This window comes from Rodentibacter caecimuris (assembly GCF_001019715.1).
Lineage (GTDB): Bacteria > Pseudomonadota > Gammaproteobacteria > Enterobacterales > Pasteurellaceae > Rodentibacter > Rodentibacter caecimuris.
In genome coordinates, this window is sequence record NZ_BBXJ01000001.1 from 682,067 (window position 1) to 697,537 (window position 15,471).

At 40.5% G+C, this 15,471-nt stretch carries 20 protein-coding genes; 10 read left to right on the forward strand and 10 right to left on the reverse strand.

The features are described 5' to 3' along the window. Positions 1-144: 144 nt before the first annotated feature. Entirely contained in the window at positions 145-528 is a 384-nt protein-coding gene (grcA, locus tag PNEUHYL_RS03285) for an autonomous glycyl radical cofactor GrcA (protein WP_059365841.1), read from the reverse strand. Positions 529-776: 248 nt separating this feature from the next. Here grcA and ung point away from each other — a divergent pair, with 248 nt between their 5' ends. Both ung and PNEUHYL_RS03295 read left to right on the forward strand, forming a co-directional pair. After that, positions 777-1,436: a uracil-DNA glycosylase gene (ung, locus tag PNEUHYL_RS03290; protein WP_059365842.1), complete on the forward strand. Its 660-nt coding sequence runs from the start codon at positions 777-779 to the stop codon at positions 1,434-1,436. A 79-nt stretch (positions 1,437-1,515) separates the two neighbouring features. Next, a complete protein-coding gene (locus PNEUHYL_RS03295; protein ID WP_059365843.1) occupies positions 1,516-1,875 on the forward strand; it encodes an MmcQ/YjbR family DNA-binding protein in 360 nt (119 codons plus the stop codon). A gap of 56 nt (positions 1,876-1,931) precedes the next feature. Here the strand turns inward: PNEUHYL_RS03295 and tadA are convergent, their stop codons facing one another. The 6 genes from tadA to ampD all read right to left on the reverse strand — a co-directional run bounded on the left by tadA (position 1,932) and on the right by ampD (position 6,569). Next, a complete protein-coding gene (tadA, locus tag PNEUHYL_RS03300) occupies positions 1,932-2,426 on the reverse strand; it encodes a tRNA adenosine(34) deaminase TadA (protein ID WP_256892853.1) in 495 nt (164 codons plus the stop codon). Between the two features lie 9 nt (positions 2,427-2,435). Next, positions 2,436-3,287: a thymidylate synthase gene (locus PNEUHYL_RS03305; RefSeq protein WP_059365844.1), complete on the reverse strand. Its 852-nt coding sequence runs from the start codon at positions 3,285-3,287 to the stop codon at positions 2,436-2,438. Positions 3,288-3,296: 9 nt separating this feature from the next. After that, entirely contained in the window at positions 3,297-4,100 is an 804-nt protein-coding gene (gene lgt, locus PNEUHYL_RS03310) for a prolipoprotein diacylglyceryl transferase (RefSeq protein WP_259370290.1), read from the reverse strand. Between the two features lie 8 nt (positions 4,101-4,108). Continuing rightward, positions 4,109-4,906, reverse strand: coding sequence for a sulfite exporter TauE/SafE family protein (locus PNEUHYL_RS03315; protein ID WP_059365846.1), 798 nt, complete (start codon positions 4,904-4,906; stop codon positions 4,109-4,111). 3 nt (positions 4,907-4,909) lie between these two features. After that, entirely contained in the window at positions 4,910-5,491 is a 582-nt protein-coding gene (gene rppH, locus PNEUHYL_RS03320) for an RNA pyrophosphohydrolase (protein ID WP_059365847.1), read from the reverse strand. A gap of 508 nt (positions 5,492-5,999) precedes the next feature. Beyond that, complete coding sequence (gene ampD / locus PNEUHYL_RS03325) at positions 6,000-6,569, reverse strand: 1,6-anhydro-N-acetylmuramyl-L-alanine amidase AmpD (protein WP_059365848.1); 570 nt, start codon at positions 6,567-6,569, stop codon at positions 6,000-6,002. A 123-nt stretch (positions 6,570-6,692) separates the two neighbouring features. Between ampD and PNEUHYL_RS03330 the strand changes: the two genes are divergently transcribed. The 8 genes from PNEUHYL_RS03330 to rhlB all read left to right on the forward strand — a co-directional run bounded on the left by PNEUHYL_RS03330 (position 6,693) and on the right by rhlB (position 12,869). Beyond that, positions 6,693-7,130, forward strand: coding sequence for a prepilin-type N-terminal cleavage/methylation domain-containing protein (locus tag PNEUHYL_RS03330; protein WP_059365849.1), 438 nt, complete (start codon positions 6,693-6,695; stop codon positions 7,128-7,130). Further along, a complete protein-coding gene (locus PNEUHYL_RS03335; protein WP_059365850.1) occupies positions 7,127-8,515 on the forward strand; it encodes a GspE/PulE family protein in 1,389 nt (462 codons plus the stop codon). Before PNEUHYL_RS03330 ends, PNEUHYL_RS03335 begins: the two co-directional genes overlap by 4 nt. A gap of 1 nt (position 8,516) precedes the next feature. Further along, complete coding sequence (locus tag PNEUHYL_RS03340) at positions 8,517-9,734, forward strand: type II secretion system F family protein (RefSeq protein WP_059365851.1); 1,218 nt, start codon at positions 8,517-8,519, stop codon at positions 9,732-9,734. Further along, entirely contained in the window at positions 9,734-10,423 is a 690-nt protein-coding gene (locus PNEUHYL_RS03345) for a prepilin peptidase (RefSeq protein WP_059365852.1), read from the forward strand. The genes PNEUHYL_RS03340 and PNEUHYL_RS03345 overlap by 1 nt, the downstream gene beginning before the upstream one ends. A gap of 9 nt (positions 10,424-10,432) precedes the next feature. Continuing rightward, a complete protein-coding gene (gene coaE, locus PNEUHYL_RS03350; RefSeq protein ID WP_059365853.1) occupies positions 10,433-11,053 on the forward strand; it encodes a dephospho-CoA kinase in 621 nt (206 codons plus the stop codon). Then, a complete protein-coding gene (gene yacG / locus PNEUHYL_RS03355) occupies positions 11,046-11,252 on the forward strand; it encodes a DNA gyrase inhibitor YacG (RefSeq protein WP_059365854.1) in 207 nt (68 codons plus the stop codon). The genes coaE and yacG overlap by 8 nt, the downstream gene beginning before the upstream one ends. Continuing rightward, positions 11,249-11,521, forward strand: a complete 273-nt coding sequence (locus PNEUHYL_RS03360; RefSeq protein WP_059365855.1) for a GNAT family N-acetyltransferase — start codon at positions 11,249-11,251, stop codon at positions 11,519-11,521. The genes yacG and PNEUHYL_RS03360 overlap by 4 nt, the downstream gene beginning before the upstream one ends. Positions 11,522-11,621: 100 nt before the next feature. Continuing rightward, positions 11,622-12,869, forward strand: coding sequence for an ATP-dependent RNA helicase RhlB (rhlB, locus tag PNEUHYL_RS03365; RefSeq protein WP_059365856.1), 1,248 nt, complete (start codon positions 11,622-11,624; stop codon positions 12,867-12,869). A 64-nt stretch (positions 12,870-12,933) separates the two neighbouring features. On the opposite strand, the gene accC is transcribed toward rhlB, so the two are convergent. The 3 genes from accC to aroQ all read right to left on the reverse strand — a co-directional run bounded on the left by accC (position 12,934) and on the right by aroQ (position 15,421). Next, positions 12,934-14,280: an acetyl-CoA carboxylase biotin carboxylase subunit gene (gene accC, locus PNEUHYL_RS03370; protein WP_059365857.1), complete on the reverse strand. Its 1,347-nt coding sequence runs from the start codon at positions 14,278-14,280 to the stop codon at positions 12,934-12,936. A 60-nt stretch (positions 14,281-14,340) separates the two neighbouring features. Continuing rightward, a complete protein-coding gene (accB, locus tag PNEUHYL_RS03375) occupies positions 14,341-14,802 on the reverse strand; it encodes an acetyl-CoA carboxylase biotin carboxyl carrier protein (protein WP_059365858.1) in 462 nt (153 codons plus the stop codon). A gap of 169 nt (positions 14,803-14,971) precedes the next feature. Next, positions 14,972-15,421, reverse strand: coding sequence for a type II 3-dehydroquinate dehydratase (gene aroQ / locus PNEUHYL_RS03380; protein ID WP_059365859.1), 450 nt, complete (start codon positions 15,419-15,421; stop codon positions 14,972-14,974). Between the last annotated feature and the right edge of the window lie 50 nt (positions 15,422-15,471).

Here is a 15,471-nt window from a genome sequence, read left to right on the forward strand (position 1 = left end):
TCAAAAAATCATCAAATTTAACTGGCGGATTGTACCTGAAAAGCACCAAAACCGCTAGGGAAGAAAGGAAAGTGCGGTGGATTTTTTCTGAGTTTTAGAAAAACAAAACCCCGACAAAATCGGGGTTTCTATTTAATCTTTCAATTACAGACTTTCAGTGAAAGTACGGGTAATAACATCACGTTGCTGTTCCGGAGTTAAAGAATTGAAACGCACTGCGTAACCGGAAACACGGATTGTTAATTGTGGATATTTATCCGGATTGTTTACCGCATCTTCTAATGTTTCGCGACGTAACACGTTCACATTTAAGTGTTGACCGCCTTCCACTTTTACGGTTGGCGCAACGTTTACCGATAATTCACGGTATTCGATTTGACCAAGTTCGCTTACTGCAACAACTTGATCTTCCTTGAAATCCCCTTTTGCGCATAGGCAACGAGCCTCATTCGTCTCACTATCTAACAACCAGAATGAGTTGAGTAAATTGTCATTTGCTGCTTGGGTAATTTGAATACCTTTAATCATAATAGACTCCTAAGTTGGTATGGGTATAATCATAAAACTGTGCAAATTTTATCAAAAAATTTTAATACATCAAATTCTTTTGATTAAGAATAAGCAGCTTTTTGCAAATTTTTCGTGAGATCAAAAAATTTTCTTGTAGCCTAATCGAGTTACAAGACTTAAATTAACAGTTCATCAACAAATTATCTCGTTCCATAGGTTATAACTTAGTTTATAATGCGACAACTCAATTTAAAGAGGATTCAATAATGAAAACATGGACAGATGTGATCGGCAAAGAAAAAGAGCAACCTTATTTCCAGCACACATTAAAACAAGTTCACCTTGCTAGACAAAGTGGGAAAACCGTTTATCCTCCGCAAGATGAAGTGTTCAACGCGTTTAAATACACCGCATTTGAAGATGTTAAAGTGGTCATTTTAGGTCAAGATCCGTACCATGGTCCAAATCAAGCACACGGGCTTGCTTTTTCAGTTAAACCGGAGGTGGCAATCCCTCCGTCCCTCGTGAATATCTATAAAGAATTAAGCCAAGATATTGCCGGTTTTCAAATGCCCTCCCACGGTTATTTAGTGAAATGGTCGGAACAAGGGGTGTTATTGCTCAATACCGTATTAACCGTTGAGCGGGGACTTGCCCATTCACATGCCAATTTAAATTGGGAAACCTTTACCGATCGCGTTATTGAGGCACTTAATCACTATCGTAAAAATTTAGTTTTTTTGCTCTGGGGTAGCCATGCGCAGAAAAAAGGTAGAATGATTGATCGCTCTCGTCATCTGGTTCTTAGTGCGCCTCACCCGTCTCCCCTTTCAGCACATCGAGGTTTTTTAGGTTGCCGCCATTTTTCCCAAACCAATGCTTACCTGAGGGAAAACGGGATCAAAGAAATTAATTGGCAAGTTTAAAGTGCGGTCAATTTTTCATGGTTTTTTATAGAGACATTTAGTGATTCGCTAAGTAAATTCCAATTAAAGGAGGAAAGTAATGAATCAGCGTGAGATGTTGCTGACCTACGCTGCCGAACAATATGGTACATCACCTGAATATTTATGGAAAAAATTCCCAAGTTATGCCGTTCTTCGCCATAATAATCTGAGAGCAAAATGGTATGCCCTCATTGCAAACGTACCTAAAATGAAACTGGGTTTAAACGAGGAAGGAAATGTAGAAATTGCCAATTTTAAGTGTATTCCCGAATTAGTCGGAGCCTTACGACAAAATAAAAATATTTTCCCCGCTTATCACATGAACAAGGAGCATTGGATTACCGTTATACTGGATAACAACGTCCCTGATGATGAGTTATGTCGGTTAATGGAAGAAAGTTATAGATTAACAGGGTAATTCCAAAACCGCTTAAATAAGTATTAAAAAATGTTTATGGGAGGGAAAAGTGTAACCTACAATCTTGCATTTACCTTTTCTGACCGCTTCTCAGCCCGCCTTTTACGAAAAAATGCACTTAATTTCTCACCACATTCTTCCGCTAATATTCCGCCGGTAATTTCTACGGTATGATTCATTTGATAATCATCAAAGAAATGGAAACGGGAACCAACCGCCCCGGTTTTATAGTCAGACGCACCAAATACCAAACGCCGAATTCGGCTGTGTAAAATTGCACCGGCGCACATCGTGCAGGGTTCAAGTGTCACATAAAGGGTAGTATCAAGCAAACGGTAGTTTTGTACCTTTTTTGCCGCATGGCGTAATGCCACAATTTCTGCATGGGCGGTCGGATCATTTTCAGTAATCGAAAGATTCCAACCTTCCCCGAGTACATTCCCCTCGCTATCCACCAACACAGCTCCCACCGGAATTTCCCCTAAAGATTCGGCCTTATCCGCCAAGTCTAGAGCAAGACGCATAAATTTTTCATCAAAATCCGACCGCACTTTTCCGCCTTATACAGAGAAAGGATACTTAATCGGCTCGTGAGATTGATAGCCAATCACCTTGAAATCATCCATCGTTACCCAAGTTTCCAAATCTTCTAGGGTTTTGATATCCGGATTTATCTCCAGTTTCGGTAACGGAAACGGTTCACGTTTTAATTGCACATCACGCATTAATTCCAATTGATCTTCATAAATGTGTGCATTAATAATTTTATGGAAGGCTTTGCCCGCTTTCTTTCCGGTAATTTGAGCCATTAACGCTAAAAAAGTAAAAACTTGAATTTGATTGAAATTTAATCCTAACGGCACATCGCAAGAACGTTGATAACTGGTGAGATGTAAAGTATCGCCTACCAGGGAAAAGGTATGGGTGTGCATACAAGGGCGCAAGCAGCCAAGATCAATCTCCCCCGGGTTGAAAAACGTCATAATTTCACCACGATCATCAATGCCTTGAGTAAGATTATTCACAATTTTACGTAACTGATCGACGGTTTCGCCGTTCGGTTTTCGCCATGATCTGCCCTGAACACCGTAAACACGCCCCATATCATCAGTGCCTTTACGATGAGGATTTGCCAACCAAGCCACATTGTCATTAGCATTTGCATCCCACGTTTTGGTGCCGAGTTTGCGGAAGTCCGCCGCATTATCATAGCCCCGAATGTAGCCTAAAAATTCCGCAATCGCGGCTTTCCAATAACTTTTGCGAGTCGTGATAAGCGGAAATTGGTTATTCGCAACATCATATTCCAAATCGGCATTAATCACCGTTAGACAACGTTTGCCCGTGCGTTTATTGGCGATCCATTCTCCTTCATCAATAATTCGACGGCAAAGATCAAGATATTGTTTCATAAAAACTCCTTAATTTTTCACCGCACTTTTGCGGGTATAAGCCCATAACATAATCAAACCGCCGCCAATAATCATTGGTAAACATAATGCTTGACCGCGGGTCATCACCCCTAGGAATGATTCAACCTCCGGTTCACGCACATATTCCACAACAAAACGAAATACACCATAACCGATTAAAAATAGACCGGAAACCGATCCTGCCGGACGTGGTTTTTTAATGAAAAAGTTAAGGATAGTAAATAACACCAAGCCTTCTAAAAAGGCTTCATAAAGCTGTGAAGGATGGCGTGGCAATAAAAGCGGGTCATTCGGGAAAATCATCGCCCAAGGTACATCGGTTTCACGTCCCCAAAGTTCAAGGTTAATAAAATTGCCAATACGCCCTAAACCCAAACCGAATGGGATCAACGGTGCCATAAAATCTGCCGTTACCCAAAACTGACGCTTTTGCGAACGGGAAGTCCAAATCATCGCAACAATTACCCCGATTAACCCGCCATGGAACGACATTCCTCCTTCCCATACTCGGAATAAGTAAAGCGGATCCCGTAAGAAATGATCCAAGTTATAGAAGAACACATCACCAATACGCCCTCCTAAAAATACCCCCATAAAACCGTTGAAAAGTAAGGTATCCACTTGTTCAACCGTCCAACCGCTATTGGGTTGGTTAGCACGTCTCACGGCAAGCCAACGGGCAAAAACAAAACCAAGCAAATACATTAAACCGTACCAACGCAAGCCGATATTGCTATCACCAAAGGTAAAAATGCTCGGATCAAAATGGGGAAGGAGTAGATATTGATTCATAATTTTCCTTATTTCAGAAACATATCAATGGCGATGGCAATTAATAATAATGCAAAGCCCTTTTTCAACATTGACACCGGTAATTTCGCGGTTGCCGTTGCGCCTAATTTCGAGGTGAAAAACGAGGTAGCGGTAATACCGAATACTGCGGGCAAATAAATATAACCCAAAGAATAATCGGGCATAGCAGGATTATCCCAACCGCTCACCATAAAACTCAACATACCGGATAGACCAAGTAACATACCGCAAAAAGCGGAGGAACCGATCGCTTTTTTCATATCGATTCCGCGTGAATTTAAAAACGGCACGATAAAACCGCCACCGCCAATACCTGCCGCACTGGATGCCATACCGATTAAAATACCGCCGATAATGGAGGATTTTGTCGTCAGTGTTTTTGTCGATTCCGTTGCTTTCGGTTTGATAGAAATTACCATTTTTACGGCTAAATAAACCACAAGGCAAGCAAATAACTTTGCCACAATATCGCGATCTAATTTGCCAATGAATAAACCGGAAATAAAGACTGTAATCATAATCACGGGAGCGAGAATTTTTACAGCCTCCCACACAATATTGCCCAATTTATGATGACGTTGTGCCGAAGAAAATCCTGTAATCACAATAGTAGCAAAAGAAGTGCCAAGTGCGGTTGACATCAGCAACGGTTCAGGTACCCCCATCATTGGCAACAAATAAACCAATACAGGCACGATCACCAAACCGCCGCCAATACCGAATAAGCCGGCAAGAAACCCGACAAGGGCGCCAACTAACAGGCAAATTACAATAAAAGCCAGCATAGCCTAACCTCTTTTATTAAACGGACGTTTAGAATATTTTGAATAATGGGATTTACGCGAAGGTGTGAATTTTTGTTCTCGTTCCGATTGATCTACCGATTTCTCTTTCTCATTAGAAAATAAAAAAGTAGCAAATTCTTTCATCGCCCGACGATACACTTCTTTCTTAAATGATACGACTTGGCGTACGGGATACCAAAAACTTACCCAACGCCAGCCATCAAATTCAGGGGATTTAGTCGTTTGCATATTGATATTTTTTTCATCAGAAATCAGCTGTAATAAAAACCAACGCTGTTTTTGCCCGATACACATCGGCTTACTGTCATAACGCAACAAACGCTTTGGTAATTTATAACGCAGCCAATGTTTCGAAACAGATAAGATACGTACATCTTTCGGCTGTAATCCCACTTCTTCATATAATTCGCGATACATCGCTTGCTCGGCACTCTCATTATCATTAATGCCGCCTTGTGGGAACTGCCAAGAATTCTGCCCATAGCGTTTAGCCCAAAGCACCTGTCCTTTTCGATTGCAAATCACAATTCCCACATTTGGACGGTAGCCATCAAAATCGATCACTATCGTTTTACCTTAAATTTTTATAAAAATAATCTGTGAATTGTTCCATAAATCCGTGTTTTTATCAACCAAAGCGGCAAAAGTGCGGTCATTTCTCAAACCATTTTCAGATTGTGGATAACATTGTGATTAACTCAATCATAATCCACAATAAATCTGTGTGAAAAATTACAAGAGGCTTTTATTCTCGTTGGATCCTCTCACTTTAATAAAATTTTTTGCCAAGATCCTTTTTTAAAAAGGATCCGCACTTTATTTCATCAAAGTACGGTTGAAAACTATTCATTATTCCCAAGTAAGCAATTGTCAGCTGAAATTTCAGCTTCTCCTGAAGATTATCCAATATTTCTGTGGATAAAATTGTGATTGAGAAAATTCAAAAGGCGGTATAACTTTTCCCAATCCGCTAGGCGAGATTTTACAGTTAATTTAATTCTTTATAATTCAAATAGTTAGATTAAATTCTATCAAGCAGCTGTAATGTGAATAACAGAATAAATATTGCTGTCTATTTTTTAGGCTGACCGTCGATCCCGTTCAAATAACGTTCCCAATCAAAGTATTGACCCGGATCGATCTTACGCCCTGGAGATATATCCGAATGTCCCACAATACGGTTTTGCGTGATGTTTGGATAAGCCGCCATAATACACTTGGTAAGTTGTTGTAGCGCGTCGTATTGAGCATCGGTAAAAGGTTGCTCATTACTCCCTTCAAGCTCAATACCAATGGAAAAATCATTACATCTTTCACGTCCCTCAAAGCTGGAGATCCCAGCATGCCAGGCACGATCATTAAAATTCACATATTGTGTAATAATGCCACAACGATCGATCAAACAATGGGCCGATACACGCATTGAATGAATTTCCTCAAAATAAGGATGAAGTTTAGGATCTAACTTACCCTGAAAAAAATCATCAATATACCCACCACCAAATTGTTCCGGTGGTAGGCTAATATAATGAATCACCAACAAAGAAATATCTTCCTTATCCAAACGTTCATCAAAATGGGGCGAAAGAATTCGTCGGCAATCAGTCAACCAACCTTGTTCAATACATTTCAGTTTTTTCATTATTTTCTCCTATTTTTGCGAGTATGATCGCAGAAAAAGTGCGGTCAATTTTACAAAGTTTTTTTCCTTCTAGACAATGCTCTCGCCAATATCGGCTTAACCCGCATTTATAAAGGAAAATCAATGAAACTCATCTCTCAACCCGGACTGAAAAAAGGATTTACGCTCATTGAATTAATGATCGTGATTGCAATCATTGCAATTCTTGCCACTATCGCCATTCCGTCTTATCAAAATTATACCAAAAAGGCGGCAATGTCCGAATTGCTACAAGCCTCTGCCCCATTTAAATCAGATGTCGAACTCTGTGTTTACGGCACCGGCAACACCTCAAATTGTAGTGGCGGCTCAAATGGTGTTGCCGCCAACATTACCACCGCAAAAGGCTACATAAAAAGTGTAAACACGAGTGCAGGCGTAATAACTGTTACAGGTAACGGCACATTAGATGGAATAGAATATACCCTCACCGCAAACGGCGATAAATCGAAAGGTGTGACTTGGTCAACCACCTGTATCGGCGATACGTCCTTATTTCCGGCAGGATTCTGTTCAAAATGACACCGGCATTACTTGAACATCGTATAACGGCACAAAACGGTGAGATCTTTTCGATCTCATCAGAGCTATGGGAACGCAATAAACAGCAACAGGCTCTATTTTTGCACTATTTTTCCCTGCCTTTAAAAGAAGAGGAAAATCGTCTATGGCTCGGTGTCGATTCTCTCTCCAATCTCTCAGCTTGCGAAACTATTGCTTTTGTTACCGGAAAATTGGTTGAACCGGTTTTGCTTGACAGCACACAACTCAAAGATCTTCTGCAACAACTTTCGCCGCAATCCGTACAAGTAGAAGAGCAAATAAATTTCTACCACCCTCAAGAGCAAGAACATCAGGAAAAAAACGATGACGAACCTATTATCCAATTACTCAATCGTATTTTTGAGGCAGCACTACAAAAAAACGCTTCCGATATTCACTTAGAAACTTTACAGGATTGTTTTCAAGTGCGGTTTAGAATTGACGGGGTTTTACAACCCCAAGCACCGATTAGTAAAAATTTAGCCAATCGGTTAATTTCCCGATTAAAACTGCTTGCTAAACTTGATATCAGCGAAACCCGATTACCACAAGACGGGCGTTTTCAATTTAAAACAACGTTCTCCGATATTCTTGATTTTCGCCTTTCTACACTGCCTACCCATTGGGGCGAAAAAGTCGTACTTCGCGCACAACAAAATAAACCGGTGGAATTGAGTTTTGCAGAACTGGGCATGACGGAATCACAACAACACACTTTTCAGCAGGCACTCCGTCAACCTCAAGGTTTAATTCTGGTTACCGGCCCAACCGGTAGCGGAAAAAGTATCTCCCTTTATACCGCACTTCAGTGGTTAAATACACCCGATAAACACATTATGACCGCAGAGGATCCCATCGAAATTGAATTAACGGGGATTATCCAAAGCCAAATTAATCCGCAAATCGGACTGGATTTTAGCCGCTTATTACGTTCATTTTTACGACAAGATCCCGACATTATTATGCTCGGTGAAATCCGAGATGAAGAAAGTGCGACAATGGCACTACGGGCGGCGCAAACCGGACATTTAGTGCTTTCAACCTTACATACAAATGATGCCATTTCTGCTATATCACGCTTACAACAACTTGGGATTCAACAACACGAAATAGAAAGTAGTTTATTACTGGTGATAGCCCAACGGCTTGTGCGAAAACGCTGCCAAAAGTGCGGTCAATTTTCCATTGATTCTTGCGATTGCCATCAAGGTTATCGCGGCAGAATTGGCGTTTATCAATTCTTACATCGTCAACAAAACAACTATCAAACCGATTTTGCCAATCTCCGTCAAAGCGGGTTAGAAAAAGTAAAACAAGGCATCACCGATGAGGCGGAAATTTATCGTGTTTTGGGAGGCGAATAAAATGGCAAAAAAACTTTTTTACTACCGGGCACATAATGCCCTAAAGCAAATGCAAAGAGGCTCAATCATTGCCGACTCAATGCAACAAGCGCAATTTCGATTGATGAACCGAGGGCTCACCAATGTCAAATTACAAAAAAACTGGCAACTCAACAGTAAACCGAAAAAAACAGAAATTAGTGCATTATTGAATCAACTTACCACGCTTCTACAATCTGCGATTCCGCTTAAACACAGTTTACAAATTTTGCAACAAAATTGTACCCAACTTGCTTTAAATGCCTGGCTGGAACAGCTGTTAAAATCTATTGAAGCCGGATTATCTTTTTCCCAAAGTATTGAGCAACAAGGCAAGTATCTTACCCAACAAGAAATTCAATTAATTCAGGTTGGCGAAATGACGGGAAAACTGGCAACTGTTTGCAGCAAAATTGCATCACATCGCCATCAATCCCTAACACTACAACGCAGATTACAAAAAATTATGCTGTATCCCGCTATGGTATTGGGAATCTCTTTATTGCTAACACTTGCACTTTTACTTTTTATCGTGCCGCAATTTGCCGAAATGTATCAAGGTAATAATACTGAGTTACCCGCACTCACTTCGCTGTTACTTTCCACCTCAAATCTGCTTAAAGAAGATATCGGCATCTTGCTATTTTTTACGCTGATATTCATCCTGTTTTATCAATTAAAATTAAAGCATTCCTCACACTTTCAACGGAAAAAAGCTCAAATCATTGCTGTGATGCCGATTTTTGGCAATATTCAGCAGCTCTCCCGTTTAGTAAATTTCAGCCAAAGTCTATACATTATGTTACAAGCCGGTGTGCCACTTAATCAGGCTTTACATAGTTTTCTACCACGCATACAAACTTGGCAAACTAAAAAAGCCATCTTGAGTGATCAAATTCTTGATACTGAAGTTAGGTCAATTTTACATTGGGTTTCACAAGGTTATGCCTTTTCAGATAGCATAAGTAGCCACCTATTTCCTATGGAGGCACAACAAATGCTGCAAATCGGAGAAAAAAGTGGAAAACTGGCTTTGATGTTACAACATATTGCAGAAAACTATCAGGAAAAACTCAATCATCAAATTGACCTCCTTTCTCAAATGTTAGAACCAATGATGATGGTGATTATTGGAAGCCTCATAGGCATCATTATGATGGGAATGTATTTACCGATTTTTAATATGGGATCGGTGGTGTAATGATCTATCTTGCTGGCTTTTTACTCGGTGGAATCTTCGGTATCACTTTATGGCTTTATATCTCCACTTTTATTGAACGCTTACAAACCGATATTTATAGCACTTACACAGCGCTGTTCCCACAAAATCCCCCCATATTTCAACCGCATTTTGCCGCTATTCAAGAAAAAAAGTGCGGTCATTTTTTTCGCTATTTTTTTACCGTTGGATCGCTATTTAGCGTGCTGCTCTTCACCACAGAAAATGCTTTTTTTAGTTTATGGTTAGCCTGTACACTCCTCTTACTGTGGACAATCGCTTATCTCGACTGGCAATATCAACTGATATCAACAACATCTTGTCTCATATTAACTGCTTTAGGCTTCATTGGTGCTTCTCAATCCTTTTCTTTTTTAATATTGGAAGAAAGCCTACAAAGTGCGGTTATTTTTTTCTTCGTTTTTTATAGTATTTATTGGTTAGCAAAGTGGCACTATAAAAAAGAAGCGTTTGGACAAGGTGATTATTGGCTCGCACTTGGAATCGGTAGTTACTTACCGTTAAAACAATTACCCGTCTTTTTATTGCTCGCCTGTTTATCCGGTATTTTATTTGCCCTACTTTCCCAAAAAAGAAAGGCTTTTTTGCCTTTTGCGCCTTTTCTCTGTCTCTCAAGTTTTGTAGTATGGTTATTCAATTATTACTCATAAGGAATCGCAATGACTTATATCGTAGGATTGACCGGCGGTATTGGCAGCGGCAAAAGCACAATTGCCAATTTATTTGCCGAGCTTGGCGTACCCATAGTAGATGCTGATATTGTTGCACGTGAAGTAGTTGCAAAAGGCACACCTTTGCTTGAACAAATTACCGAACATTTCGGTACATCTATTTTATTAGAAAATGGCGAACTCAATCGCCCTGCACTACGCAAGATTATCTTTGCTAAGGAATCGGAAAAAAATTGGCTCAACGGTTTATTACACCCGGCTATTCGGGAATCCATGCTAAAACAACTTTCCGCACAAACCGCTCCCTATACGCTTTTTGTTGTACCGCTGCTTATTGAAAATAACCTTACCGAGCTTTGTCATCGTGTGCTTGTTATTGATGTCAGCCCACAAACCCAACTGATGCGGGCGGCAAAACGCGATAAAAATAACCTTGAACAAATCCGACAAATTATGAATGCACAAGTCAGTCGGGCAGAACGCTTAAAATGGGCAACGGATATCATTAACAATGATAAAGATCTGGCTGAAAACTTACCGCACTTAAAGCAAAAAGTGCTAGAATTGCACCAATTTTATTTACAACAAGCGAAAATGACACATGTCTGAAGAAATTATTGAAGTCCCCTGCCCGATTTGCCAAAAAGCCGTTCCCTGGACGACAGAAAGTCTGTTTCGACCTTTCTGTAGCAAACGTTGCCAACTTATCGATCTTGGCGAATGGGCCGCTGAAGAAAAAGCCATTCCAAGCGATACCGCCGATTTTGCTATGGATCCTAATTTAAGCGATGAATGGAATATAAAATGAGAATTCAACATCAGGAAGATCACCAACAAGGTGAATTTTTTATTTTAAATGAACAAGGGGAGAAAATCGCCGAACTCACGTATTTTTACGAAACGGAAAATACAATTAATGCGAATCACACCTTTGTATCAAACCAACTCCGCGGGCAAGGTATCGCCGATAAACTTTATCAAGCATTACTTACCTTTATCACGGAAAAGCAGTTAGCACTTCATCCGACTTGCAGTTATATCAAATGCAAATGGGAAAGAAATAATAACAAGGGATAAAATCATTTTCCTATTCTATGTTAATGTAAAGTGCGGTCATTTTTGAGTAATTTTCCCATCTGTGCTATCCTCAGTGCATTTTTAAGAAACTATAATTTCCATGCAACAAGATTATTTAAGCCAACAGCGATTTACTGATTTTCCTTTACACCCGATTGTTTTAAAAGCCTTACAGATCAAAGGCTTTGAGTATTGTACACCTATTCAGGCACTTTCATTGCCTATAAGCTTGCAAGGTAAAGATATTGCAGGACAAGCGCAAACTGGTACCGGTAAAACCATCGCGTTTTTAACTACAACTTTTCATCATTTACTGGCTTATCAAAAAGATAAGACGGACTATAACCAACCACGCGCCTTGATCCTTGCTCCAACCCGTGAACTTGCAGTTCAAATTAGCAACGATGCGGAGTTTTTGGCAAATGCAAGCGGATTAAAAACCGCGCTTGCCTATGGTGGGGACGGTTATAACAAACAACTACAATCCATTGAGCGCGGAGTAGATATTTTAATCGGCACCACGGGGCGTATTATTGATTATGTAAAACAAGGTACGATTCGTTTGGAACAGATCCAAGTTGTGGTATTGGATGAAGCGGATCGAATGTTTGATTTAGGTTTCATTCGCGATATTCGTTATTTATTGCGTAAATGTCCTTCCCCACAAAAGCGTTTAACAATGCTCTTCTCGGCAACCCTATCTTACAAAGTACGTGAACTTGCCTTTGAAGATATGAATGATCCGGAGTACATCGAAATTGAACCCGAACAAAAAACCGGTCATCGTATTAAGGAAGAATTATTTTACCCTTCTAACCAAGACAAAATGGCATTATTGCTAACATTAATAGAAGAAGAATGGCCTGAGCGCTGTATTGTATTTGCGAATACGAAACATCGTTGTGAAGAAATTTGGCGTTATTTAGCGGCTGACGGACATCGTGTGGGATTACTCACCGGCGATGTCGCACAGAAAAAACGTTTGACACTATTAAAACAATTCACTGACGGTGTGCTAGATATTCTTGTCGCAACCGATGTGGCGGCTCGAGGTTTACACATTGCAGATGTTACCCATGTATTTAACTATGATTTACCGGATGATCGTGAAGATTACGTACATCGTATCGGGCGTACCGGTCGCGCCGGTGAAAGCGGTGTTTCAATTAGTTTTGCCTGTGAAGAATATGCAATGAATCTGCCTGCTATTGAGGAATATATCGGGCATTCAATTCCGGTAAGCCAATATGATCAGAATTCTTTATTAAGTTTACCTAAGCCGTTTCCTTTAAAATCCCGCTCAAATAATTCCCGAGTACCGCTAAGAAATCGCGTACATCGGAAATAAAACTTCATCTTTAGAAAGATTTTTAGTTGGTAATAAAAAAAGCTCACCGATGTGAGCTTTTTTGTTAATCATGTAATCCTAGTTTTTTCTCAAGGTAGTGAATATTTGTTCCTCCCTTTTGAAAATTTTCATCTTCTAAAATCATTTCATGCAATGGGATATTTGTTTTGATGCCATCAATAATAGTTTCCGCTAAGGCATTTTGCATACGACGAATTGCCACTTCACGTGTATCGCCATAAGTAATCAATTTTGCAATCATGGAATCATAATGCGGAGGCACAGTATAACCACCATACACGTGAGAATCCCAACGTACACCAAACCCACCCGGTGAATGTAAGTGAGCAACTTTGCCCGGTGAAGGCAAGAAGGATTTTGGATCTTCCGCATTGATACGGCACTCAATCGCATGCCCCTTCACTTTCACATCTTCTTGTTTAAAGGAAAGTGGTAGCCCTGTGGCAATGCGTAACTGCTCTTTCACCAAATCAATGCCGGTAATCATTTCGGTAACAGGGTGCTCTACTTGGATACGGGTATTCATTTCGATGAAATAAAACTCACCATTTTCATATAAGAACTCAAAGGTACCCGCACCACGATAACCAATTTCCACACAAGCATTGGCACAACGAGAACCGATATCACGGCGTAATTCTTCGGTAATTCCCGGTGCCGGCGCTTCTTCCACCACTTTTTGATGGCGGCGTTGCATAGAACAGTCACGCTCCGCCAAATACACCGCATTGCCGTGAGTATCCGCCAGTACTTGAATTTCCACATGACGTGGATTTTCTAAGTATTTTTCCATATAAACCATATCATTATTAAACGCCGCTTTTGCTTCCGCTTTTGTCATCGCAATGGATTCTTCTAATGCTTCTTCGCTACGGACAACACGCATACCGCGACCGCCACCGCCACCGGAGGCTTTAATAATAATTGGATAACCGATACGTTTTGCAATTTCTTTATTTTTGGCTATGTCGTTTCCTACAGGGCCATCAGACCCCGGCACACAAGGCACCCCGGCTTTTTTCATTGCTTTAATCGCAGAGACTTTATCACCCATTAAACGAATAACATCTGCTGTCGGCCCAATAAAGGTAAAACCGGAACGCTCTACTTGCTCGGCAAAATCCGCATTTTCAGATAAAAAACCATATCCCGGATGAATGGCATCTGCCCCCGTTACTTCGGCTGCTGCAATAATCGCAGGAATATTTAGATAGCTTTTTGCCGAAGGTGCGGGCCCGATGCAAACAGTTTCATCTGCCAATAATACATGTTTTAAATCACGATCTGCTGTGGAGTGAACCGCAACGGTTTTAATGCCTAATTCCTTACACGCGCGTAAAATGCGTAACGCAATTTCACCACGGTTGGCAATCACAACTTTTTCTAACATAAGAAATTCCACTTGTTAAAAAATGGCGGGCAAGCCCGCCATTTTGGATAATTGATAGGATTATTCGATAACGATCAATGGTTGATCAAATTCAACCGGCTCGCCATCATTGACGAGGATTGCTTTTACTACGCCGGCTTTGTCCGCTTCAATACGGTTCATCATTTTCATTGCCTCAACGATACAAAGCGTATCACCGACTTTAACCGACTGTCCTACATCAACAAATGCTTTCGCTTCCGGGCTTGGGCTACGGTAGAATGTGCCAACCATCGGGGAACGAACTTGGTGACCAACCACTTCTTCAGACACTGCCTGAGCAGCAGTTGGCGCAGGTGCATTGACCTGAGCCGGTACAACTGCCGGTGCCGCAACAGGTGCGGAATATTGTACCGCCGCCGGTACAACGGCAGGAGCGGCACGACTAATACGAACCGTCCCCTCTTCTTCTTGAACTTCTAATTCAGTGATACCTGATTCTTCCACTAATTCGATCAGTTTTTTAATTTTACGAATGTCCATTATGTTCTTCCTAAAAGAATAAAATTTTTGACCGCACTTTTATCTATCCAAATTAAGTACACAAAATTGCGATCAGTTATAAACTTGTCTTTAAACAGGCAAAGATTACATTAAATTTAGCTAAATTGCGATAAAATTCTATGAATTTCGCCTAAAATGCTTATTTTCATTACTTTTTCGCCAAAAAATCCAAGGCAAATAAAAAGGCAAATTCATACCCCTTTGCGCCAAACCCGCAAATCACACCTTCCGCAACATCACTAAAATAAGAATGATGACGAAACGGCTCACGTTTGTGTACGTTAGACAAATGAATTTCCACAAAAGGAATGGATACCGCCAATAACGCGTCTCGCAAAGCTACGCTCGTATGCGTATAAGCGGCAGGATTAATTAAAATAAAATCTATCGTTTGGAAACTTTGGTGGATTTTCTCAATCAATTTTTCCTCGCTATTTGCTTGGAAACAATCCAGTTCAATATTGTGCCGGTTAGCTAATGCTTTCAAATTTTCTTCAATGACCGTAAGGGATAAACTACCGTAATGTTTAGGCTCACGCACGCCTAACATATTTAAGTTCGGGCCATTTAGTAACAAAATTCGGGATTTTTGCGACATTTTCTCTTCCTTTTAAGGTTGTGCATTATACGGATTTTTCAATAAACGGT